The sequence below is a fragment of the Klebsiella sp. C239 genome (genome assembly GCF_048822715.1).
GTDB classification, from domain to species: domain Bacteria; phylum Pseudomonadota; class Gammaproteobacteria; order Enterobacterales; family Enterobacteriaceae; genus Klebsiella; species Klebsiella quasipneumoniae.
In genome coordinates this window covers 265,870-282,253 of the sequence record NZ_JBMEZK010000005.1, presented here as the reverse complement: position 1 = coordinate 282,253, position 16,384 = coordinate 265,870, and the positions used below count along the sequence as shown (strand labels likewise).

Annotated in this window: 19 protein-coding genes; all 19 read right to left on the bottom strand. The window is 58.0% G+C overall.

All coding sequences use genetic code 11. The features are described 5' to 3' along the window. Window positions 1-221 precede the first annotated feature (221 nt). The 19 genes from ycfP to rpmF all read right to left on the bottom strand — a co-directional run bounded on the left by ycfP (window position 222) and on the right by rpmF (window position 16,376). Window positions 222-764, bottom strand: a complete 543-nt coding sequence (gene ycfP / locus ACOI6Z_RS15820; protein WP_002900775.1) for an alpha/beta hydrolase YcfP — start codon at window positions 762-764, stop codon at window positions 222-224. Between the two features lie 35 nt (window positions 765-799). Beyond that, complete coding sequence (gene nagZ / locus ACOI6Z_RS15815) at window positions 800-1,810, bottom strand: beta-N-acetylhexosaminidase (RefSeq protein ID WP_072422053.1); 1,011 nt, start codon at window positions 1,808-1,810, stop codon at window positions 800-802. A 23-nt stretch (window positions 1,811-1,833) separates the two neighbouring features. Beyond that, window positions 1,834-2,661: a thiamine kinase gene (gene thiK / locus ACOI6Z_RS15810; RefSeq protein ID WP_420687446.1), complete on the bottom strand. Its 828-nt coding sequence runs from the start codon at window positions 2,659-2,661 to the stop codon at window positions 1,834-1,836. Beyond that, window positions 2,642-3,280 (bottom strand): penicillin-binding protein activator LpoB, encoded by a 639-nt coding sequence (gene lpoB, locus ACOI6Z_RS15805; RefSeq protein WP_420687455.1) that lies wholly within the window; start codon window positions 3,278-3,280, stop codon window positions 2,642-2,644. The genes thiK and lpoB overlap by 20 nt, the downstream gene beginning before the upstream one ends. A 21-nt stretch (window positions 3,281-3,301) precedes the next feature. After that, entirely contained in the window at window positions 3,302-3,676 is a 375-nt protein-coding gene (locus ACOI6Z_RS15800) for a YcfL family protein (RefSeq protein ID WP_004204572.1), read from the bottom strand. A gap of 4 nt (window positions 3,677-3,680) precedes the next feature. Then, window positions 3,681-4,037 carry a purine nucleoside phosphoramidase gene (hinT, locus tag ACOI6Z_RS15795; RefSeq protein WP_044522087.1) on the bottom strand — a complete coding sequence of 119 codons (357 nt, stop codon included), beginning with the start codon at window positions 4,035-4,037 and terminating at the stop codon, window positions 3,681-3,683. A 261-nt stretch (window positions 4,038-4,298) separates the two neighbouring features. After that, complete coding sequence (ptsG, locus tag ACOI6Z_RS15790) at window positions 4,299-5,732, bottom strand: PTS glucose transporter subunit IIBC (RefSeq protein WP_002900680.1); 1,434 nt, start codon at window positions 5,730-5,732, stop codon at window positions 4,299-4,301. 296 nt (window positions 5,733-6,028) lie between these two features. Beyond that, complete coding sequence (locus ACOI6Z_RS15785) at window positions 6,029-6,823, bottom strand: metal-dependent hydrolase (protein WP_032452441.1); 795 nt, start codon at window positions 6,821-6,823, stop codon at window positions 6,029-6,031. Window positions 6,824-6,833: 10 nt separating this feature from the next. Then, the gene (gene holB, locus ACOI6Z_RS15780) at window positions 6,834-7,838 is read right to left on the bottom strand and encodes a DNA polymerase III subunit delta' (RefSeq protein WP_044522085.1); all 1,005 of its coding nucleotides are present in this window, start codon (window positions 7,836-7,838) and stop codon (window positions 6,834-6,836) included. Next, entirely contained in the window at window positions 7,835-8,476 is a 642-nt protein-coding gene (tmk, locus tag ACOI6Z_RS15775; protein WP_023289141.1) for a dTMP kinase, read from the bottom strand. The genes holB and tmk overlap by 4 nt, the downstream gene beginning before the upstream one ends. After that, on the bottom strand, window positions 8,466-9,488 hold the full coding sequence (gene yceG, locus ACOI6Z_RS15770; protein ID WP_023289140.1) for a cell division protein YceG: 1,023 nt from the start codon (window positions 9,486-9,488) through the stop codon (window positions 8,466-8,468). Before yceG ends, tmk begins: the two co-directional genes overlap by 11 nt. A gap of 1 nt (window position 9,489) precedes the next feature. Beyond that, a complete protein-coding gene (gene pabC, locus ACOI6Z_RS15765) occupies window positions 9,490-10,299 on the bottom strand; it encodes an aminodeoxychorismate lyase (protein WP_044522082.1) in 810 nt (269 codons plus the stop codon). A gap of 125 nt (window positions 10,300-10,424) precedes the next feature. Next, window positions 10,425-11,666 carry a beta-ketoacyl-ACP synthase II gene (fabF, locus tag ACOI6Z_RS15760; RefSeq protein WP_002900666.1) on the bottom strand — a complete coding sequence of 414 codons (1,242 nt, stop codon included), beginning with the start codon at window positions 11,664-11,666 and terminating at the stop codon, window positions 10,425-10,427. An 89-nt stretch (window positions 11,667-11,755) separates the two neighbouring features. Next, window positions 11,756-11,992: an acyl carrier protein gene (gene acpP / locus ACOI6Z_RS15755; RefSeq protein WP_000103754.1), complete on the bottom strand. Its 237-nt coding sequence runs from the start codon at window positions 11,990-11,992 to the stop codon at window positions 11,756-11,758. 210 nt (window positions 11,993-12,202) lie between these two features. After that, on the bottom strand, window positions 12,203-12,937 hold the full coding sequence (gene fabG / locus ACOI6Z_RS15750; protein ID WP_002899294.1) for a 3-oxoacyl-ACP reductase FabG: 735 nt from the start codon (window positions 12,935-12,937) through the stop codon (window positions 12,203-12,205). A gap of 12 nt (window positions 12,938-12,949) precedes the next feature. Next, the gene (gene fabD, locus ACOI6Z_RS15745) at window positions 12,950-13,879 is read right to left on the bottom strand and encodes an ACP S-malonyltransferase (protein ID WP_065812113.1); all 930 of its coding nucleotides are present in this window, start codon (window positions 13,877-13,879) and stop codon (window positions 12,950-12,952) included. Between the two features lie 15 nt (window positions 13,880-13,894). Continuing rightward, window positions 13,895-14,848, bottom strand: a complete 954-nt coding sequence (locus ACOI6Z_RS15740; RefSeq protein WP_002899288.1) for a beta-ketoacyl-ACP synthase III — start codon at window positions 14,846-14,848, stop codon at window positions 13,895-13,897. 53 nt (window positions 14,849-14,901) lie between these two features. After that, window positions 14,902-15,999: a phosphate acyltransferase PlsX gene (gene plsX, locus ACOI6Z_RS15735; protein ID WP_201785712.1), complete on the bottom strand. Its 1,098-nt coding sequence runs from the start codon at window positions 15,997-15,999 to the stop codon at window positions 14,902-14,904. Window positions 16,000-16,202: 203 nt separating this feature from the next. Then, window positions 16,203-16,376 (bottom strand): 50S ribosomal protein L32, encoded by a 174-nt coding sequence (rpmF, locus tag ACOI6Z_RS15730; RefSeq protein WP_000290724.1) that lies wholly within the window; start codon window positions 16,374-16,376, stop codon window positions 16,203-16,205. Window positions 16,377-16,384: the final 8 nt, after the last annotated feature.

The following is a 16,384-nucleotide window of genomic DNA, read 5'->3' as shown; positions in this document are numbered from 1 at the left end:
ATTGTTAAATAAAAGTTATTAAAATAGCCTTTATTTAACAACAAGTTACGTCAATGAAACCATTCAGCACTGTCGAGAATACCATGAACGGTGCATTGGTCATACCAAAATTGATGTGCATCAAGTTTTGTCGCGTATTTTTTCAGCGAAACCAATAAGTGTAGACATGAAAAAACCCGCGCGGTGAACCCGGCGCGGGTTTGGAGACAGGGGAAAAAGGCTTAACCGAGGGTTTTAAACGCTTTCAGCCGCTGCAGGTGCGGCGAGATGTTTTTAAACTTATGGGTCTGCTCTTCATCCCAGATAATTTCATAATAGTGGTGCAGAAGGTCGGCGGAACGCTGGCTGTCCAGCGCTTCGTCCTGCCGGGAAAGCACCACCAGGCAGCGATCGCGGTTCTTCTCGCGAAAGTTGGTCACGCACTTGGTGGCGATGTCAGCATACTCTTCCGGTCGGTCGATTTTGCCTTCCATATTCTCATGCGGAAACAGGTTAGGATTGAACACCGCCTGACGAATATCGCACAGGAAACCAATCCGCTCAGCCCAGTAACCGCCGAGTCCAACGCCGCAGATCAGCGGCCGGTCATCGGCGGTAAGCTGCAGCATTTTATCGACCTCTTTCAGCAAATGCTGCATGTCGTGCTTGGGGTGGCGCGTGCTGTAGCTTATCAACCGCACGTCAGGGTCAATAAACTGCAACTGCATCACCTTCTCGTGGTTACCGGGGCTGTTCGAGTCAAAACCGTGTAAATAGATAATCATCGCATCCTCACCAGACAACAACGCCCCGCAGAGCGTTACGCGGACTTCGCCTCTTGCCAGCGCGCATGAAGCTGCTCCAGCTGGGCACTCACCGTTTTCCAACGGGCTGAATCCCTTAACTCCTGACGGGAAAAGGAACCTTTATGATACAATTTCGTAACACGCTCTGCTTTGATCGGCGACAGGTTATCCAGCACACTGACCGCGCCCTTACGATTATTGCAGACCAGTATCATATCGCAACCGGCGTCGAGCGATGCCTGGCCGCGTTCGGCATAGCTGCCCATGATCGCCGCCCCTTCCATCGACAGATCGTCGGAGAAAATCACCCCGTCGAAGCCCAGCTCGCCGCGCAACACCGTCTTCAGCCAGTACGCTGAACCGCTGGCCGGGCGCGGATCGAGCTCCGGATAAATCACATGCGCCGGCATAATGGCATCCAGACGCTGCTCGGCGATAAGGCTTTTGAATATCGCCATATCGTGGTCGCGGATGACCGATGCCGGACGCGGATCGAACGGGGTTTCTTTGTGCGAATCGGCAGTCACCGCCCCGTGTCCCGGGAAGTGTTTGCCGGTGGTTTTCATGCCCGCAGCGTGCATGCCGTCAATGAAGTGACGCGCCATCGTCAGCGCTTTCTGCGGATTTTCATGATAAGAACGTTCGCCGATCGCGGCGCTGATATGGCCGACGTCCAGCACCGGCGCAAAGCTAATATCGATGTCCATGGCGATCATTTCGCTGGCCATTAGCCAGCCGGCCTCGGCGGCCAGTTTGCCCCCCTCTTCCATCCCCAGCAGCGCGGCGAAAGACTGGGCCGCCGGTAAACGGGTAAAGCCTTCGCGGAAACGCTGAACGCGTCCCCCTTCCTGATCGACCGCCACCACCAGATGGTTACGGGAGGCTTCGCGGATCTGGCGCACCAGCTCCCGCAGCTGCGCCGGATCGTGATAATTTCGGGTGAAGAGGATCAACCCTCCCACCAGCGGATGCGCCAGAATCTCTCGCTCTTCCGCATCCAGTTCATACCCTTCAACATCCAACATCACTGGGCCCACACTGACCTCTCTTATCCTTTGCGTTCGTTGTCTAACTGACACCATGTTTCATCTGCCAGCGTGATAAATTGCCGATCCCCGCTCTGCCGCCAGCGCATTTCATACCAGCCCGCCATCAGCAGCAGTACCCACGGACGCCAGCGCGCCACCTGCCGCCATAGCTGCTGCGGGTCGATGGCTGCCCGCCGGGCATACGCCGTCACCAGCTGGCGGCGCTCGCCCGGGGCGATCCATACGGCGGCCAGCTCCAGCGCGATATCGCCATCGCCGGCATATTCCCAGTCGATCAGCTTCAGACCGGCGTCGCTGTGGATAATATTGCCGGCATGGACGTCCATATGCAGCGGCGCCAGCCGCAGAGGACGAGGCTCGCCCCGGCGGCACAGCCGCTGATGCCAGCGTAGCCAGCGCGGCGTGTGCCGGGCCGGATCGCTCCTCTGCCAGTACTGCGCCAGCAGCGGCCCGAGACTCACATGCCAGCCAAACCGCGGTTGCTGATGCAAATCATACAATAAGGCAGACAGCTGCGGGCAGTCAGGTAACTCGCTTTTCACCTCACCCGCGCAATACTCCACCACCATCCAGCAGGGCGAGTAAAACAGGGGGTTGGGCGCCAGCCTGGCAGGCAGCCGGCGCAGCGCGCGATACTGACGGCGAAAATAACAGGCAGCGGCAGACGGGTCGTGCGGCTGACGCAGCACTCGTCGCCGGTCGCCGTCGCTGATAATCACACTGCCGCCGCTGAGGCCGGTCTGGCTCAGCGAGGCGACAGGATGATAGTGGGGAAAGAAGCGCGACAAGAGCTCGTCGCGCGTTAGCTTATTGTTGCTGAACAGCACCTTTACCTGACCAGATAATCTCGCCGGTTTGCACCAGCATCAACTGCATCTTCAGCTCAGGCGCGTTGACGTTGCCGGTGGCATTGGAGTAAAGCACATACTGCGCGCCCACGTTGCGGGCGATACCCATGGCTTTGCTGCGGCTGCCGAGGCTGTCCTGCGGCGACAGGCCCAACTGCTGCTTGGCGACCGCCAGCTGCTGCGGTGAAACAAGGGTAAATTTGCCGTTGCCCGCCAGCGCGTTGCGTAACGCGGTGGTAGCTTCTCCGGCATTCAGCGAACCGTTGGTGCGGTTGTTCACGCTGTCAACCAGCAGAATACTGCCGGCATTGACCCCGCCCGCCTGCAGCATCTGTCCCACCATCGGCTGCACCGCGCCGTTCCAGTCATAATGACGCACGCGCGGCGCCGGCTGACCCGACTGCTGATCCTGATGCTCAATCGGTCCTGGCTGCGACGGGACGGATGGCACCGCCGGTACCGTCGGCACCGTGGGCTGCGGCTGCGCAGGCTGCTGCGGCTGCGGTTTGGCCTCTTCTACCGGCGCGGGCTGCTCACGCAGCCCCGCACAGCCTGCGAGGATTATCGCCAGTGCTGTGATTAACGCATAGCGACACATTTTCATCATTATAATTACCCCTTACAGATAAAGATAAAGGCGGGCCTTATGCGCCCCCAGGATATTGGCGCTGCCATACAACGTCACCGAGGAGCGAGCCGGAACCACGATGGTGCGCGGCGCCTCCAGAGGGTGCATCTCCAGCCCTCGGGCGTCATACCAGAAAAAACGATAATGCACGGTGACCGGCTGTTGGCGCTCGTTATACAGCGTAGAGGAGGCGGTGGCCTGGATCTCCGTCGCCACGACGACAGGCTCGCTGGCGCTGATCCCGGCGGCCAGCACGCTCGACTCCATCACCAGCGCCTGCTGGTCAGAAACCGGGATCTCCGGATGTGAACTACATCCGGCCAGCAGCCCCGCCGCCAGACACGCGCCCAAAAGGGTCCTGAGCATGACGTTAGCCTTTGTGCGCCAGCATCGGACCCAGCGGACGACCGCCCAGCAGATGCATATGGATATGGTAAACTTCCTGGCCGCCGTGACGGTTGCAGTTGACGATCAACCGGTAGCCATCGTCGGCGAGGCCTTCATCGCGGGCAATCTTCGCCGCGACGGTCATCATCCGGCCCAGGGCCAGTTCATGTTCAATGGTAACGTCATTTACGGTAGGAATCAGAACGTTCGGGACAATCAGAATGTGGGTGGGCGCCTGCGGGGAGATGTCGCGAAAAGCGGTCACAAGCTCATCCTGATAAACCATATCCGACGGGATCTCCCGGCGAATGATTTTGCTGAAAATCGTTTCTTCTGCCATGACTGATTCCTTATTAGTTTTATCCCGTACGCTGGCCTGCTTCTGCAGATAAACGCGGACGCACAGGTTACGGTAAGAGTATGAGCGACATCCTCCCTCTCTTTCAACCTGAAAGCTCTTTTTCTTATTCAACTATAGACTTAGCTGCTGAGGGAATAAGCATTTGGCGGACAGTTTGCGGGGTTATCGCCTCTGGAAGGCCGATCTGGTGACGTAAAAAAGGCAGCCAGTTGGCTGCCTTAGTCTCCCCGATACTACGTCTTAACTGTTACGGATGTACTCATCCATTTCAGTTTTCAGGTTATCGGACTTGGTACCGAAGATGGCCTGTACGCCAGAACCTGCCACTACCACGCCAGCGGCGCCCAGTTTTTTCAGGCCAGCCTGGTCAACTTTCGCTACATCCGCCACGCTAACACGCAGACGAGTAATACATGCGTCGAGGTTGGTGATGTTCTCTTTACCGCCGAAAGCGGCGACCAGAGCCGGAGCCATCTCGCTGGTTGCGCCAGCCTTGCTCTCTTCGGTGGTATCTTCACGACCCGGGGTTTTCAGATCCAGGGCTTTAATCAGCACGCGGAAAATGACGTAGTACACGATCGCATAGCAGATACCAACGATCGGGAACAGCCACAGCTTGCTGCTGTTACCGGACAGCACGATAAAGTCGATCAGGCCGTGAGAGAACGAGGTACCGTCACGCATACCCAGCAGGATACAGATCGGGAACGCCAGACCCGCCAGGATGGCATGGATAACGTACAGGATCGGCGCCACGAACATGAACGAGAACTCGATCGGCTCGGTGATACCGGTCAGGAACGAGGTCAGCGCGGCGGAGATCATGATACCGCCCACTTTGGCGCGGTTTTCCGGTTTAGCAGAGTGCCAAATCGCGATAGCCGCTGCCGGCAGACCGTACATTTTGAACAGGAAGCCGCCAGACAGTTTGCCCGCAGTCGGGTCGCCTGCCATGTAGCGCGGGATATCGCCGTGGAATACCTGACCCGCCGCGTTGGTGTATTCGCCGATCTGCATCTGGAAAGGAACGTTCCAGATGTGGTGCAGACCAAACGGCACCAGGCAACGCTCGATGAAACCGTAGATACCAAACGCCACCACCGGGTTCTGATAAGCAGCCCACTGGGAGAAGGTCTGGATCGCGGAACCGATCGGCGGCCAAATGAAGGAGAGGATCACGCCGGTGAAGATAGCGGCCAGACCAGAGATAATCGGTACAAAGCGCTTGCCCGCAAAGAAGCCGAGATATTCTGGCAGCTTGATGCGATAGAAGCGGTTGAACATGTACGCGGCGATAGCACCGGAGATAATACCGCCAAGCACGCCGGTATCAGCCAGGTGTTTTGCCGCAATCTCGTCAGCAGGTAAATGCAGCACCAGCGGCGCAACCACCGCCATGGTTTTCACCATGATGCCGTAAGCTACGACTGCAGCCAGTGCGGATACACCGTCGTTATTGGTGAAGCCGAGGGCCACACCGATAGCGAAGATCAGCGGCATGTTGGCGAAAACAGAACCGCCTGCTTCTGCCATGACGTGGGAGACCACGGCTGGCAGCCAGCTGAAGTTTGCGGAACCGACGCCCAGCAGGATACCTGCGATAGGCAGTACGGATACCGGCAGCATCAGCGATTTACCGACCTTCTGCAGGTTAGCAAATGCATTCTTAAACATAATTGAGAGTGCTCCTGAGTATTTGGTACTTTTTTACGTTTTCACGCATTGGCCCGGGGGGAGAACCGCGCCGTGGACAGGACATCTAAGCGCCCTTTATTTATTACACAGAGTAAAATAATTAACGGGATGATTGTTTGACGGCTATCACGTTTCAATCAGCCTTCCGGTAAAAATTTACATCAGCTTACATAAGTTGTATCCAGATGTTGCCAAAAAACCTTCACCGCCACTTTTGTGGCGGTGAACTTTACTCGCTTTGGCTATTAATTACGAGCCTTAAAATAATAAGCAGATCAAGCAGGTTGCAAGCGGGCGGGGTCAATGTGGAACAGCGTGGCAAAATTGTCGGTGGTCTGCTGAGCCAGTTGCTCCAGCGACACCCCCTTCAGTACCGCCATGTATTCAGCAACGTCACGAACCATCGCCGGCTGGTTCTCTTTGCCGCGATGGGGTACCGGCGCCAGGTACGGCGAATCGGTCTCCACCAGCAGACGATCCAGCGGAACATAGCGCGCCGCATCGCGCAGTTGCTCGGCGTTACGGAAAGTGACGATACCGGAAAACGAGATATAGAACCCCATGTCGAGCAGCTTACCCGCCGTCTCCCTGTCCTCAGTGAAACAGTGTAGTACGCCTCCGCAATCCGTCACCTTTTCTTCACGTAAAATGGCCAGGGTATCGGCGCGAGCGTCACGGGTATGCACGATCACTGGCTTATTCAGCTCCCGGCCGATGCGGATATGGTCACGGAATGAGGTTTGCTGCTGGGCTTTGGTTTCCGGGGTATAAAAATAATCCAGCCCGGTCTCTCCCATCGCGACGACGCCCTCTTCCGCCGCCAGCGTGCGCAGCGTCTCCACCTCGTAGGGCTCGTCCTGGTTTAACGGGTGCACGCCACAGGAGAAAACGACATTGTCACGCCTCCCTACCAGCTCGCGCATACTGCGGTAGCCAGGCAGCGTCGTGGCGACCGCCAGGCAAAATTTCACATCGCGCGCGGCCGCTTTTGCCAGCACGTCATCGACGTTTTTGTGCAGAGTTTGATAATCCAGACCATCAAGATGGCAGTGGGAGTCGACTAAAAACATAATGTCTCACTCAGAGGTGGGAGACGGGTAAAACCGTCCCGGGTTGCAGGTAATGTTCCCAGCGCAGCAGGCGCTCGGTGAGCAGCAGTTCGCGGTTGACGCCGACGACGTTCAGCAATTGCTCGCGGCAGGTACAGACGTCATGGGCAATCGCCTGCAGCCGGGAGGCGGGCAGACTATGCGCCAACTGATCCAGCAGCGGCCAGACATCCGGATTACTCACCAGGGCAATTCCCTGCTGTCGTTTTTGCGCATCGACCAGCAGCGATGCCAGCCAGTTCAGGCGAACCGCCGCCTGTTCATGATTGAGTATCGGCAGCAGCGCCAGCCAGTCACCGCTCGCCAGCGTGGTCGCCAGCGCCTGACACAGCTGCTGTCGCGCCGTCCACTGCGGCTCCTTAAGCAGCTCAAGCGCGGCGGCCGGCGCGCTGGCGCACAGACGTAACGCGGTCAGCAGCGCCTCCTGCGGCAGGTTCACCTCACGCTCCAGCCAGGCCAGGGCATAAGATTCCGTCGGCGGCGACAGGTGGTGCAGGCGGCAGCGACTGCGCAGAGTGGTCAGCAGACACGCCGGCTCCTCGCAGGCGAGGAAGAACCAGGTATTTTCCGGCGGCTCCTCCAGCGTTTTCAGCAACGCGTTGGCGGCGGCATCGGTCAGCAAGGCGGCATCGCTAATCCATACCACCTTCGCCCCACCGAGGCGCGCGCGCTCATAGAGCTTGTCGTTGACATCGCGCACCGCGTCAATACCCAGCGCGCTCTTGCCTTTCTCGGGGCTCAGCGGGTAGTAATCGGGGTGCGTACCGGCCTGCATCAGCTGGCAGCTGTGGCAGTGACCGCAGCTTTTATGCCCTTCGGGCTGGCGGCACATCAGGAAGCGGCACAGCGCATACATCAACGCCTCGCCGCCCATCCCGCTCCGGGATTGTAACAGTAAGGCGTGGTGGCCTCGTCCGGCCTGATAGCTACCGACCAGTTGCTCGAACGAGGGGCGCAGCCACGGATACCATTTCATGCCGGTTGCTCCGCCATCCACTGGACGATCGTGGCGCGAATATCGCGCGCGACGGCATCCAGCGGCTGCGTCGCGTCCACCGTGCGGATAGAAGGATCCGCCGCGGCCAGCTCAAGGTAGCGCGCGCGGGTACGATTGAAGAAGTTCATGGACTCCTGCTCAATGCGATCCAGTTCGCCGCGGGCGCGGGCGCGCCGCAGGCCCACTTCCGGCGTGACGTCGAGGTACAGCGTCAAATTGGGGCGAAAATCGCCGAGAACGGCGTCACGCAGCGTCGCCAGCATCGTGCGGTCAATCCCCCTGCCGCCGCCCTGATAGGCCTGAGTGGAGAGATCGTGACGATCGCCGATCACCCACTGGCCGCGAGCCAGAGCAGGCTTAATCACGGTCTCCACCAGCTGGACGCGCGCCGCGTAAAACATCAGCACTTCCGCTTTATCGTTAATCACTTCATCGCCCGTGGACTGGATATCCAGCACCAGGCTACGCAGTTTTTCGGCAAGGATTGTGCCCCCCGGCTCACGGGTAAACACCATATCGTGAATACCTGCCGACTGCAGCGTCTCCACCACCAGTTGACGTGCGGTGGTCTTCCCGGCGCCCTCCAGCCCCTCGATGACGATATAGTTACTGCGCATTTTTTTCCTTAAGTACTTTCAGATAGTCCTGCACCGCGCGGTTATGGCTGACCAGGTTTGTGGTAAACGTATGGCCCCCTTTCCCGTCGGCGACAAAATAGAGGTATGGCGTTTTCGCCGGATGGGCGGCCGCCTTCAGCGACGCTTCGCCCGGCACCGCAATAGGGCCTGGCGGCAGGCCGCTGATGGTATAGGTATTGTACGCGGTCGGCGTCTCCAGATCCTTACGCGTTAACTTACCATTATACCCTTCTCCCATCCCGTAGATCACCGTTGGATCAGTCTGTAAACGCATGCCGATGCGCAGGCGGTTGATAAACACCGACGCGACGCGATCGCGCTCTTCCGCCACCGCGGTCTCTTTCTCAATAATCGAGGCCATGGTCAACAGCTGATTCTGATCGTCATAGGGCAGATTATCCATCCGTCCTTCCCAGACCTTCGCCACTTCGGTGACCATTTTCTGATGCGCGCGCTTGAGGATGGCGATGTCGCTGGTATTGGCGGTGTACATCCAGGTATCCGGCCAGAACCAACCTTCCACCCAGTCGGCGTGGTCAAGACCTAGAGCCTTAGCCACCGTCGCGTAGCTATCGTCTTCAAGCGTGTGCTTCACGTAGGGGGCATCGCGCAGCTGACGAAGGTAGTCGCTGACGCGCATGCCTTCGACAAAGCGCAGCGGAAACTGCGCCTCTTTGCCGCTGGCCAGCAGCTGCAGCATTTCGCGTACCGTCATTTGCGGCGTGAAGCGATAGGTCCCGGCTTTGAAGTGAGACAGCTCAGGCTCCATCCGCAGCAGCCACTGGAACACGCGCGGACGATTGATCACCTTCTCGCGATAGAGATCCTGCCCCAGCGCCAGCCGGCCGGTGCCGGCTTCGAGGGTAAAGATGGTCTCTTCTTTAATCAGCAGCTTGCTGTCCGCCAGCTGGCGTACCTTCCACATTCCTGCCGCCGCGGCGATGCCCAACAGCACGACCAGCAACAGGATAAAACGTAACATTTTCTTCATACTAACCAGACAGCTCACACAAAGGGGCTAAAAAATGGTAAAGCTCGCGAGAGGACCAGACGGTCTCCTCCCAGCGACGAACCGGCACCAGCGGCATAAGCGCATTGCAGATCAGCACTTCATCGGCCTCCCGCAACGTCTCGGGACGCGCTGTCACTTCGACAACGCGAAACGTCGATGGTGCCAGCTGCGCGATACAACGCTGCCGCATTATGCCGTTGACCCCGGCATAATCGAGTCGCGGAGTAAAGACATCCCGTCCCTGACGCCAGAATAAATTCGCGGCACAGCATTCCGTAAGCCACCCGTCACTGTCAAGGACCAGCGCCTCATCGGCGTCCGTCTGTTCAAGATGAGAGCGGATCAGCACCTGCTCCAGACGGTTAAGATGCTTCAGACCGGCCAGACAGGGGTTGCGCCCCAGGGTCACCGGGCTTCGGGTCAGGGTAATGCCCTCCTCCCGCCAGCGCGCGTAGTGCGCCGGAAGCGAAGAGACGCTCAGAATGCGGGTGGGCGACGCGCAGCCCGCCGTGCTGTATCCCCTCCCCCCGACGCCGCGGGTGAGGACCACCTTAAGCACACCCTGGGCGTGCGGCCGAGCCAGACGCTGCATCTCGTCGCTCAACGTCAGCCAGTCGTCAAATGGGATGCGTAATTTTTCGCAGGTCGTCTGCAAACGCTGCAGATGGGCGTCCAGTAACGCAACCTGCCCGTGCTGTATACGGGCGGTGGTAAAACAACCGTCGCCAAACTGGACGGCGCGATCGTTCGCCGCCAGCGTGTCCTGTTCAACGCCATTTATCAAGAACATAAAGGACTCCTTTTCACAGGTCGGTGAGTGTCTCAGGACACGGAGCAGAGGACAAGCGGAGAAAGCCGAATAAAAAAGGCCCGACGAACGGGCCTTTTGTTAAAGCAGTACCGGGGCAAGCCCTGTCACACTTTTTTGAAGATCAGCGAACCGTTAGTGCCGCCGAAGCCGAAGGAGTTGCACAGGGTGTACTCCATACCGGAAACCTGACGCGCTTCGTGCGGAACGAAGTCGAGGTCGCAGCCCTCATCCGGGTTGTCGAGGTTGATCGTCGGCGGAACCGCCTGATCCCGCAGCGCCAAGATAGAGTAAATCGACTCTACCGCCCCTGCCGCGCCCAGCAGATGCCCGGTCATGGATTTGGTGGAGCTCACCAGTACGCGGCTCGCCGCATCGCCGAAGACAGACTTAACCGCCTGCGCTTCCGCTTTATCGCCAGCCGGCGTCGAGGTGCCGTGGGCATTGACGTAGCCGATCTGGCCCGGTTCGATACCCGCATCGCGAATGGCATTCACCATCGCCAGCGCGGCGCCCGCGCCATCTTCCGGCGGTGACGTCATGTGGTAAGCATCGCTGCTCATGCCGAAGCCGACGATCTCGGCGTAGATTTTCGCGCCGCGTTTTTTCGCATGCTCGTACTCTTCCAGCACCACCATGCCCGCGCCGTCGCCCAGCACGAAGCCGTCGCGATCTTTATCCCACGGACGGCTTGCCGCCTGCGGGTTGTCATTGCGCGTGGAGAGCGCCCGCGCTGCGCCAAAGCCGCCCACGCCAAGCGGGGTACTGGCTTTTTCCGCACCGCCTGCCACCATCGCATCGGCATCGCCATAGGCGATGATGCGCGCAGCCTGACCGATGTTGTGCACGCCTGAAGTACAGGCGGTCGCGATGGAGATACTTGGTCCACGCAGACCAAACATGATGGTCAGATGCCCGGCCACCATGTTAACAATTGTGGAGGGAACGAAGAATGGGCTGATCTTACGCGGTCCGCCGTTGACCAGCGAACTGTGGTTTTCTTCGATCAAGCCGAGGCCGCCAATACCGGAGCCGATCGCGGCGCCAATACGGGTAGCATTCTCTTCCGTCACTTCAAGGCCAGAATCCTGCATGGCCTGAACGCCAGCGACAATTCCATATTGAATGAAGGCATCCATCTTGCGCTGCTCTTTGCGCGAGATGATGTCATCACAGTTAAAATCCTTTACTAAGCCAGCAAATTTCGTTGCATAGGCGCTAGTATCGAAATGGTCGATCAGGCTGATGCCACTCTGACCGGCAAGGAGAGCTTTCCAGGTAGACTCTACGGTATTGCCGACAGGAGACAACATGCCCAGTCCGGTCACAACTACACGACGCTTAGACACGTTTGTCCTCCAGGGAGGGAAAATAGATTCTTGTGGGACAAAAAAAAGATAAAACTCAGGCGGTCGAATGACCGCCTGGAGATGTTCACTTACGCCTGGTGGCCGTTGATGTAATCAATGGCAGCCTGAACGGTGGTGATTTTCTCAGCTTCTTCGTCCGGAATCTCAGTATCAAACTCTTCTTCCAGAGCCATTACCAGCTCAACGGTGTCAAGAGAATCAGCGCCCAGGTCTTCAACGAAGGAAGCATTGTTGGTAACTTCTTCCTGCTTAACGCCCAGCTGCTCGCCGATAATTTTCTTAACGCGTTCTTCGATAGTGCTCATACTCTTAAATTTCCTATCAAAACTCGCTTTCGCGATGGTTTTCGTAGTGTATAAAATGTTGAAAAATTTGCAACTAAATCCCGGCAGGTCTTACCACGATTTTGCGCTATTTTGAGGCCGTTTGCCCTAAGAACGCAAATCTTTTCGCACAAAACCGCACACAGAACCGTGCGAAGTGCGCGGTTCCTGAACGTTTTGCACAAATCTCGGTCAGACCATGTACATTCCGCCGTTGACGTGCAGGGTTTCACCAGTGATGTAACTTGCTTCGTCAGAGGCTAAAAATGCCACCGCGCTGGCGATTTCATTTGGGGTGCCAAGGCGCCCCGCAGGAACTGCCGCCAGCGTACCCGCACGCTGCTCATCGGTCAGCGCACGCGTCATGTCCGTTTCAATAAAGCCCGGAGCAACAACGTTTACAGTAATACCGCGTGACGCAACTTCACGCGCCAGTGATTTACTGAAGCCGATCAGACCCGCTTTCGCCGCAGCGTAGTTGGCCTGACCCGCATTTCCCATGGTACCAACCACAGAACCGATAGTGATAATACGTCCATGACGCTTTTTCATCATAGCGCGCATTACCGCTTTTGACAGACGGAAAACCGATGACAGGTTGGTTTCGATAATATCGTTCCACTCGTCATCTTTCATGCGCATTAACAGGTTGTCGCGAGTGATCCCGGCATTATTCACCAGGATATCCACTTCGCCAAACTCTGCGCGCACATTTTCCAGAACAGATTCAATAGATGCCGGGTCGGTCACATTCAACATCAGACCTTTACCGTTGGCGCCTAAATAGTCGCTGATCGCCTGCGCGCCGCTTTCGCTGGTCGCAGTACCGATAACTTTCGCGCCGCGGGCGACGAGCGTTTCAGCGATGGCGCGGCCAATACCGCGGCTTGCACCGGTAACCAGCGCGATTTTTCCTTCAAAACTCATGGTTTTCCTCTTTTATTGCTCAAGCGCCGCAGACATCGCCGCCGGCTCGTTAAGCGCGGAAGCGGTCAGGGTGTCAACAATACGTTTGGTCAGGCCGGTGAGGACTTTACCCGGGCCAACCTCATACAGATGCGTGACGCCCTGAGCAGCCATAAACTCAACGGTTTTGGTCCACTGAACCGGGCTATACAGCTGGCGTACCAGCGCATCGCGAATGGCGTCCGGCGCGGTTTCGCACTTCACGTCGACGTTATTTACCACCGGAATCGTCGGCGCGTTGAAGGTGATGTTCTGCAGCTCAAGCGCCAGTTTTTCCGCAGCGGGCTTCATCAGCGCACAGTGGGAGGGCACGCTCACCGGCAGCGGCAGCGCGCGTTTAGCGCCCGCGGCTTTACAGGCGACGCCTGCGCGTTCGACGGCCTCTTTGTGACCGGCGATAACCACCTGTCCCGGGGAATTGTAGTTCACCGGAGAGACGACCTGCCCTTCGGCCGACTCTTCACAGGCTTTGGCGATAGCCGCGTCGTCCAGACCGATAATCGCTGACATGGCGCCGGTACCTTCCGGTACGGCTTCCTGCATGAATTTGCCACGCAGTTCAACCAGGCGAACGGCGTCAGCGAAAGCGATAACGCCCGCGCAAACCAGCGCGGAGTATTCGCCAAGGCTGTGGCCTGCCAACAGCGCCGGCACTTTGCCGCCCTGCTGCTGCCAGACGCGGTACAGCGCCACGGAGGCGGTCAGCAGCGCCGGCTGGGTCTGCCAGGTCTTATTCAGTTCTTCTGCCGGGCCCTGTTGCGTCAGCGCCCACAGATCGTAACCCAACGCTGCGGAAGCTTCACCGAAGGTCTCTTCAATGACCGGCCAGGTCGCCGCCATATCGGCCAGCATGCCTACGGCCTGAGAGCCCTGTCCCGGGAACACAAAAGCAAATTGCGTCATGTTTAAATCCTTATACTAAAAACGAACCAGCGCGGAACCCCAGGTGAAACCGCCACCAAAGGCTTCCAGCAAAATCAGCTGCCCACGTTGAATGCGGCCATCGCGGACGGCCTCATCCAGCGCGCAAGGGACTGACGCCGCGGAGGTGTTGCCATGGCGGTCGAGGGTCACTACGACGTTATCCATCGACATGCCCAGTTTCTTCGCCGTCGCGCTGATGATCCGCAGGTTTGCCTGATGCGGCACCAGCCAGTCCAGCGCTGAACGTTCAAGATTATTCGCGGCCAGCGTCTCATCAACGATATGCGCTAACTCGGTGACCGCCACTTTGAAGACTTCATTACCGGCCATCGTCAGATAGATCGGATTTTCCGGATCGACGCGATCGGCGTTCGGCAGGGTCAGCAGTTCGCCATAGCTACCGTCAGCATGCAGATGCGTCGAGATAATGCCAGGCTCTTCGGAGGCGCCCAGCACCACCGCGCCGGCGCCATCGCCGAAAATAATAATCGTCCCGCGATCGGCCGGATCGCAGGTGCGCGCCAGCACATCAGCGCCAACGACCAGCGCATAATCCACCGCGCCGTTTTTCACATACTGATCGGCGACGCTCAGCGCATAGGTGAAACCGGCGCAGGCGGCCGCGACGTCAAACGCCGGGCAGCCTTTGACGCCCAGCATAGACTGAATCTGGCAAGCCGAACTCGGAAACGCGTGCGTGCCGGAGGTGGTCGCAACGATGATCAGACCAATTTGCTCCGCGGACACGCCCGCCATCGCCAGCGCCTGCTTTGCGGCTTCAAAGCCCATCGTAGCAACTGTTTCATGCGCTGCGGCAATACGACGCTCACGGATACCTGTGCGGGTGACAATCCACTCGTCAGAGGTCTCTACCATTTTTTCCAGGTCGGCGTTTGTACGCACTTGCTCGGGCAGATAGCTGCCGGTACCAATAATCTTCGTATACATGTACGCTCAGTCACTCTTGGGTAATATACCCGCCTCGTTCAACCGCCGCGGCGTCAGTGGTGTCCATTCGTCCCGCTTTGCTGTCGGGCGTTCACGTCACTGTCGCTTTCCGGCAGCTCGAAACCAGCTGGGTATAAAGATTCCAGGCGCGCGGCGATCCGTTGAGGAATTTGCCGCTGCACCGCCTGCACTGCCTGCTCTATCGCGACGCTAAAGGCGCGCTGATTGGCAGCACCATGACTCTTGATCACGGAACCGCGCAATCCTAACAGACAGGCGCCATTATACTGGTCGGGGTTGAGGTGACTGAATCGCCTCGCCAGGCTTTTTTGTAACCAACGTTTTAGTAACAGCAGCCACCACGACCGTTTTTTGCCCTCTCCCTGAGATTTCAGCAGTGAAAGGAACATTCTGACAACACCTTCCATGGTTTTTAATGTGACGTTGCCCGTGAATCCGTCACAAACCAGCACATCGGTTTTTCCGGTCAACAGTTCATTGGCTTCAAGATAGCCGATGTAGTTGAGGGAAGGCAGCGTTTTGAGCACTGCGGCAGCATCGCGGATGCTGCTGAGGCCTTTCATCTCTTCTTCGCCGATGTTCAGCAAGGCGACGCGTGGATTGGCAATGCCGACCACCTCTTCCGCCAGTACCGCGCCCATCACCGCGAACTGCACCAGCATCGTGCTGTCGCAGTCGACGTTGGCGCCGAGATCCAGCACCACGGTTTTGCCCTTCTGCTGGTGCGGCAAAACCGTCACCAGCGCCGGCCGCTCAATACCTTCAATCGGTTTGAGCAGCAGTTTCGCCAGGCCCATCAGCGCGCCGGTGTTGCCGGCGCTAACGCAGGCTTCCGCCCGCCCTTCTTTCACAAGCTCCAGCGCCACGCGCATTGAGCTTCCGCGACTGCTGCGGATAGCCTGTGCGGGTCGCGCATCACTGGCAATAACTGACTGCGCAGGAATAATCTGCAGACGCGAACGTTGTTCGAAGTCAGCTTTGGCGAGTAATGGCGTGATGGCGTCGGGATCGCCGACTAAAAGAAGTGTGAGTTGCGAATTAGAGTTCAGTGCCTGCAGTGCTGCAGGCACTGTCACGGATGGGCCGAAATCGCCCCCCATGACATCTAACGCCAGGGTTAGACGTGTCAAGGTATCGTCGCTGCCCGGTTCGGTGATTCCCCAGTTGCCCGGGGAGTCCTCACTAAGCTTCATCACGCTGGCACCCGCGAATTTTCACGCTGCAGACGCAACAATCCGGGCATTGACGCTTCTGGTTACCGGGTTAACCGAGTGTCCAGGTACGCACACGCCCGCCATGGCCTGCAACGGGAAATCCTGCGAGTATCGCGTGATTACTTAGCGATAACCTTGCGACCGCGGTAGAAACCGTCGGCAGTGATGTGGTGACGCAGGTGTTTCTCACCAGAAGTTTTGTCTACAGACAGGCTGGTGACTGCGGTCAGCGCGTCATGGGAACGACGCATGCCACGTTTGGAACGGGTTGGTTTATTCTGTTGTACGGCCATGGACCTTA

Bases quoted from the DNA above. Each gene is read 5' to 3' on its own strand.
- ycfP (WP_002900775.1), bottom strand. From the start codon at position 764: ATGATTATCTATTTACACGGTTTTGACTCGAACAGCCCCGGTAACCAC.
- nagZ (WP_072422053.1), bottom strand. From the start codon at position 1,810: ATGTTGGATGTTGAAGGGTATGAACTGGATGCGGAAGAGCGAGAGATT.
- lpoB (WP_420687455.1), bottom strand. From the start codon at position 3,280: ATGTGTCGCTATGCGTTAATCACAGCACTGGCGATAATCCTCGCAGGC.
- ACOI6Z_RS15800 (WP_004204572.1), bottom strand. From the start codon at position 3,676: ATGCTCAGGACCCTTTTGGGCGCGTGTCTGGCGGCGGGGCTGCTGGCC.
- hinT (WP_044522087.1), bottom strand. From the start codon at position 4,037: ATGGCAGAAGAAACGATTTTCAGCAAAATCATTCGCCGGGAGATCCCG.
- ptsG (WP_002900680.1), bottom strand. From the start codon at position 5,732: ATGTTTAAGAATGCATTTGCTAACCTGCAGAAGGTCGGTAAATCGCTG.
- ACOI6Z_RS15785 (WP_032452441.1), bottom strand. From the start codon at position 6,823: ATGTTTTTAGTCGACTCCCACTGCCATCTTGATGGTCTGGATTATCAA.
- holB (WP_044522085.1), bottom strand. From the start codon at position 7,838: ATGAAATGGTATCCGTGGCTGCGCCCCTCGTTCGAGCAACTGGTCGGT.
- tmk (WP_023289141.1), bottom strand. From the start codon at position 8,476: ATGCGCAGTAACTATATCGTCATCGAGGGGCTGGAGGGCGCCGGGAAG.
- yceG (WP_023289140.1), bottom strand. From the start codon at position 9,488: ATGAAGAAAATGTTACGTTTTATCCTGTTGCTGGTCGTGCTGTTGGGC.
- pabC (WP_044522082.1), bottom strand. From the start codon at position 10,299: ATGTTCTTGATAAATGGCGTTGAACAGGACACGCTGGCGGCGAACGAT.
- acpP (WP_000103754.1), bottom strand. From the start codon at position 11,992: ATGAGCACTATCGAAGAACGCGTTAAGAAAATTATCGGCGAGCAGCTG.
- fabG (WP_002899294.1), bottom strand. From the start codon at position 12,937: ATGAGTTTTGAAGGAAAAATCGCGCTGGTTACCGGTGCAAGCCGCGGT.
- fabD (WP_065812113.1), bottom strand. From the start codon at position 13,879: ATGACGCAATTTGCTTTTGTGTTCCCGGGACAGGGCTCTCAGGCCGTA.
- ACOI6Z_RS15740 (WP_002899288.1), bottom strand. From the start codon at position 14,848: ATGTATACGAAGATTATTGGTACCGGCAGCTATCTGCCCGAGCAAGTG.
- rpmF (WP_000290724.1), bottom strand. From the start codon at position 16,376: ATGGCCGTACAACAGAATAAACCAACCCGTTCCAAACGTGGCATGCGT.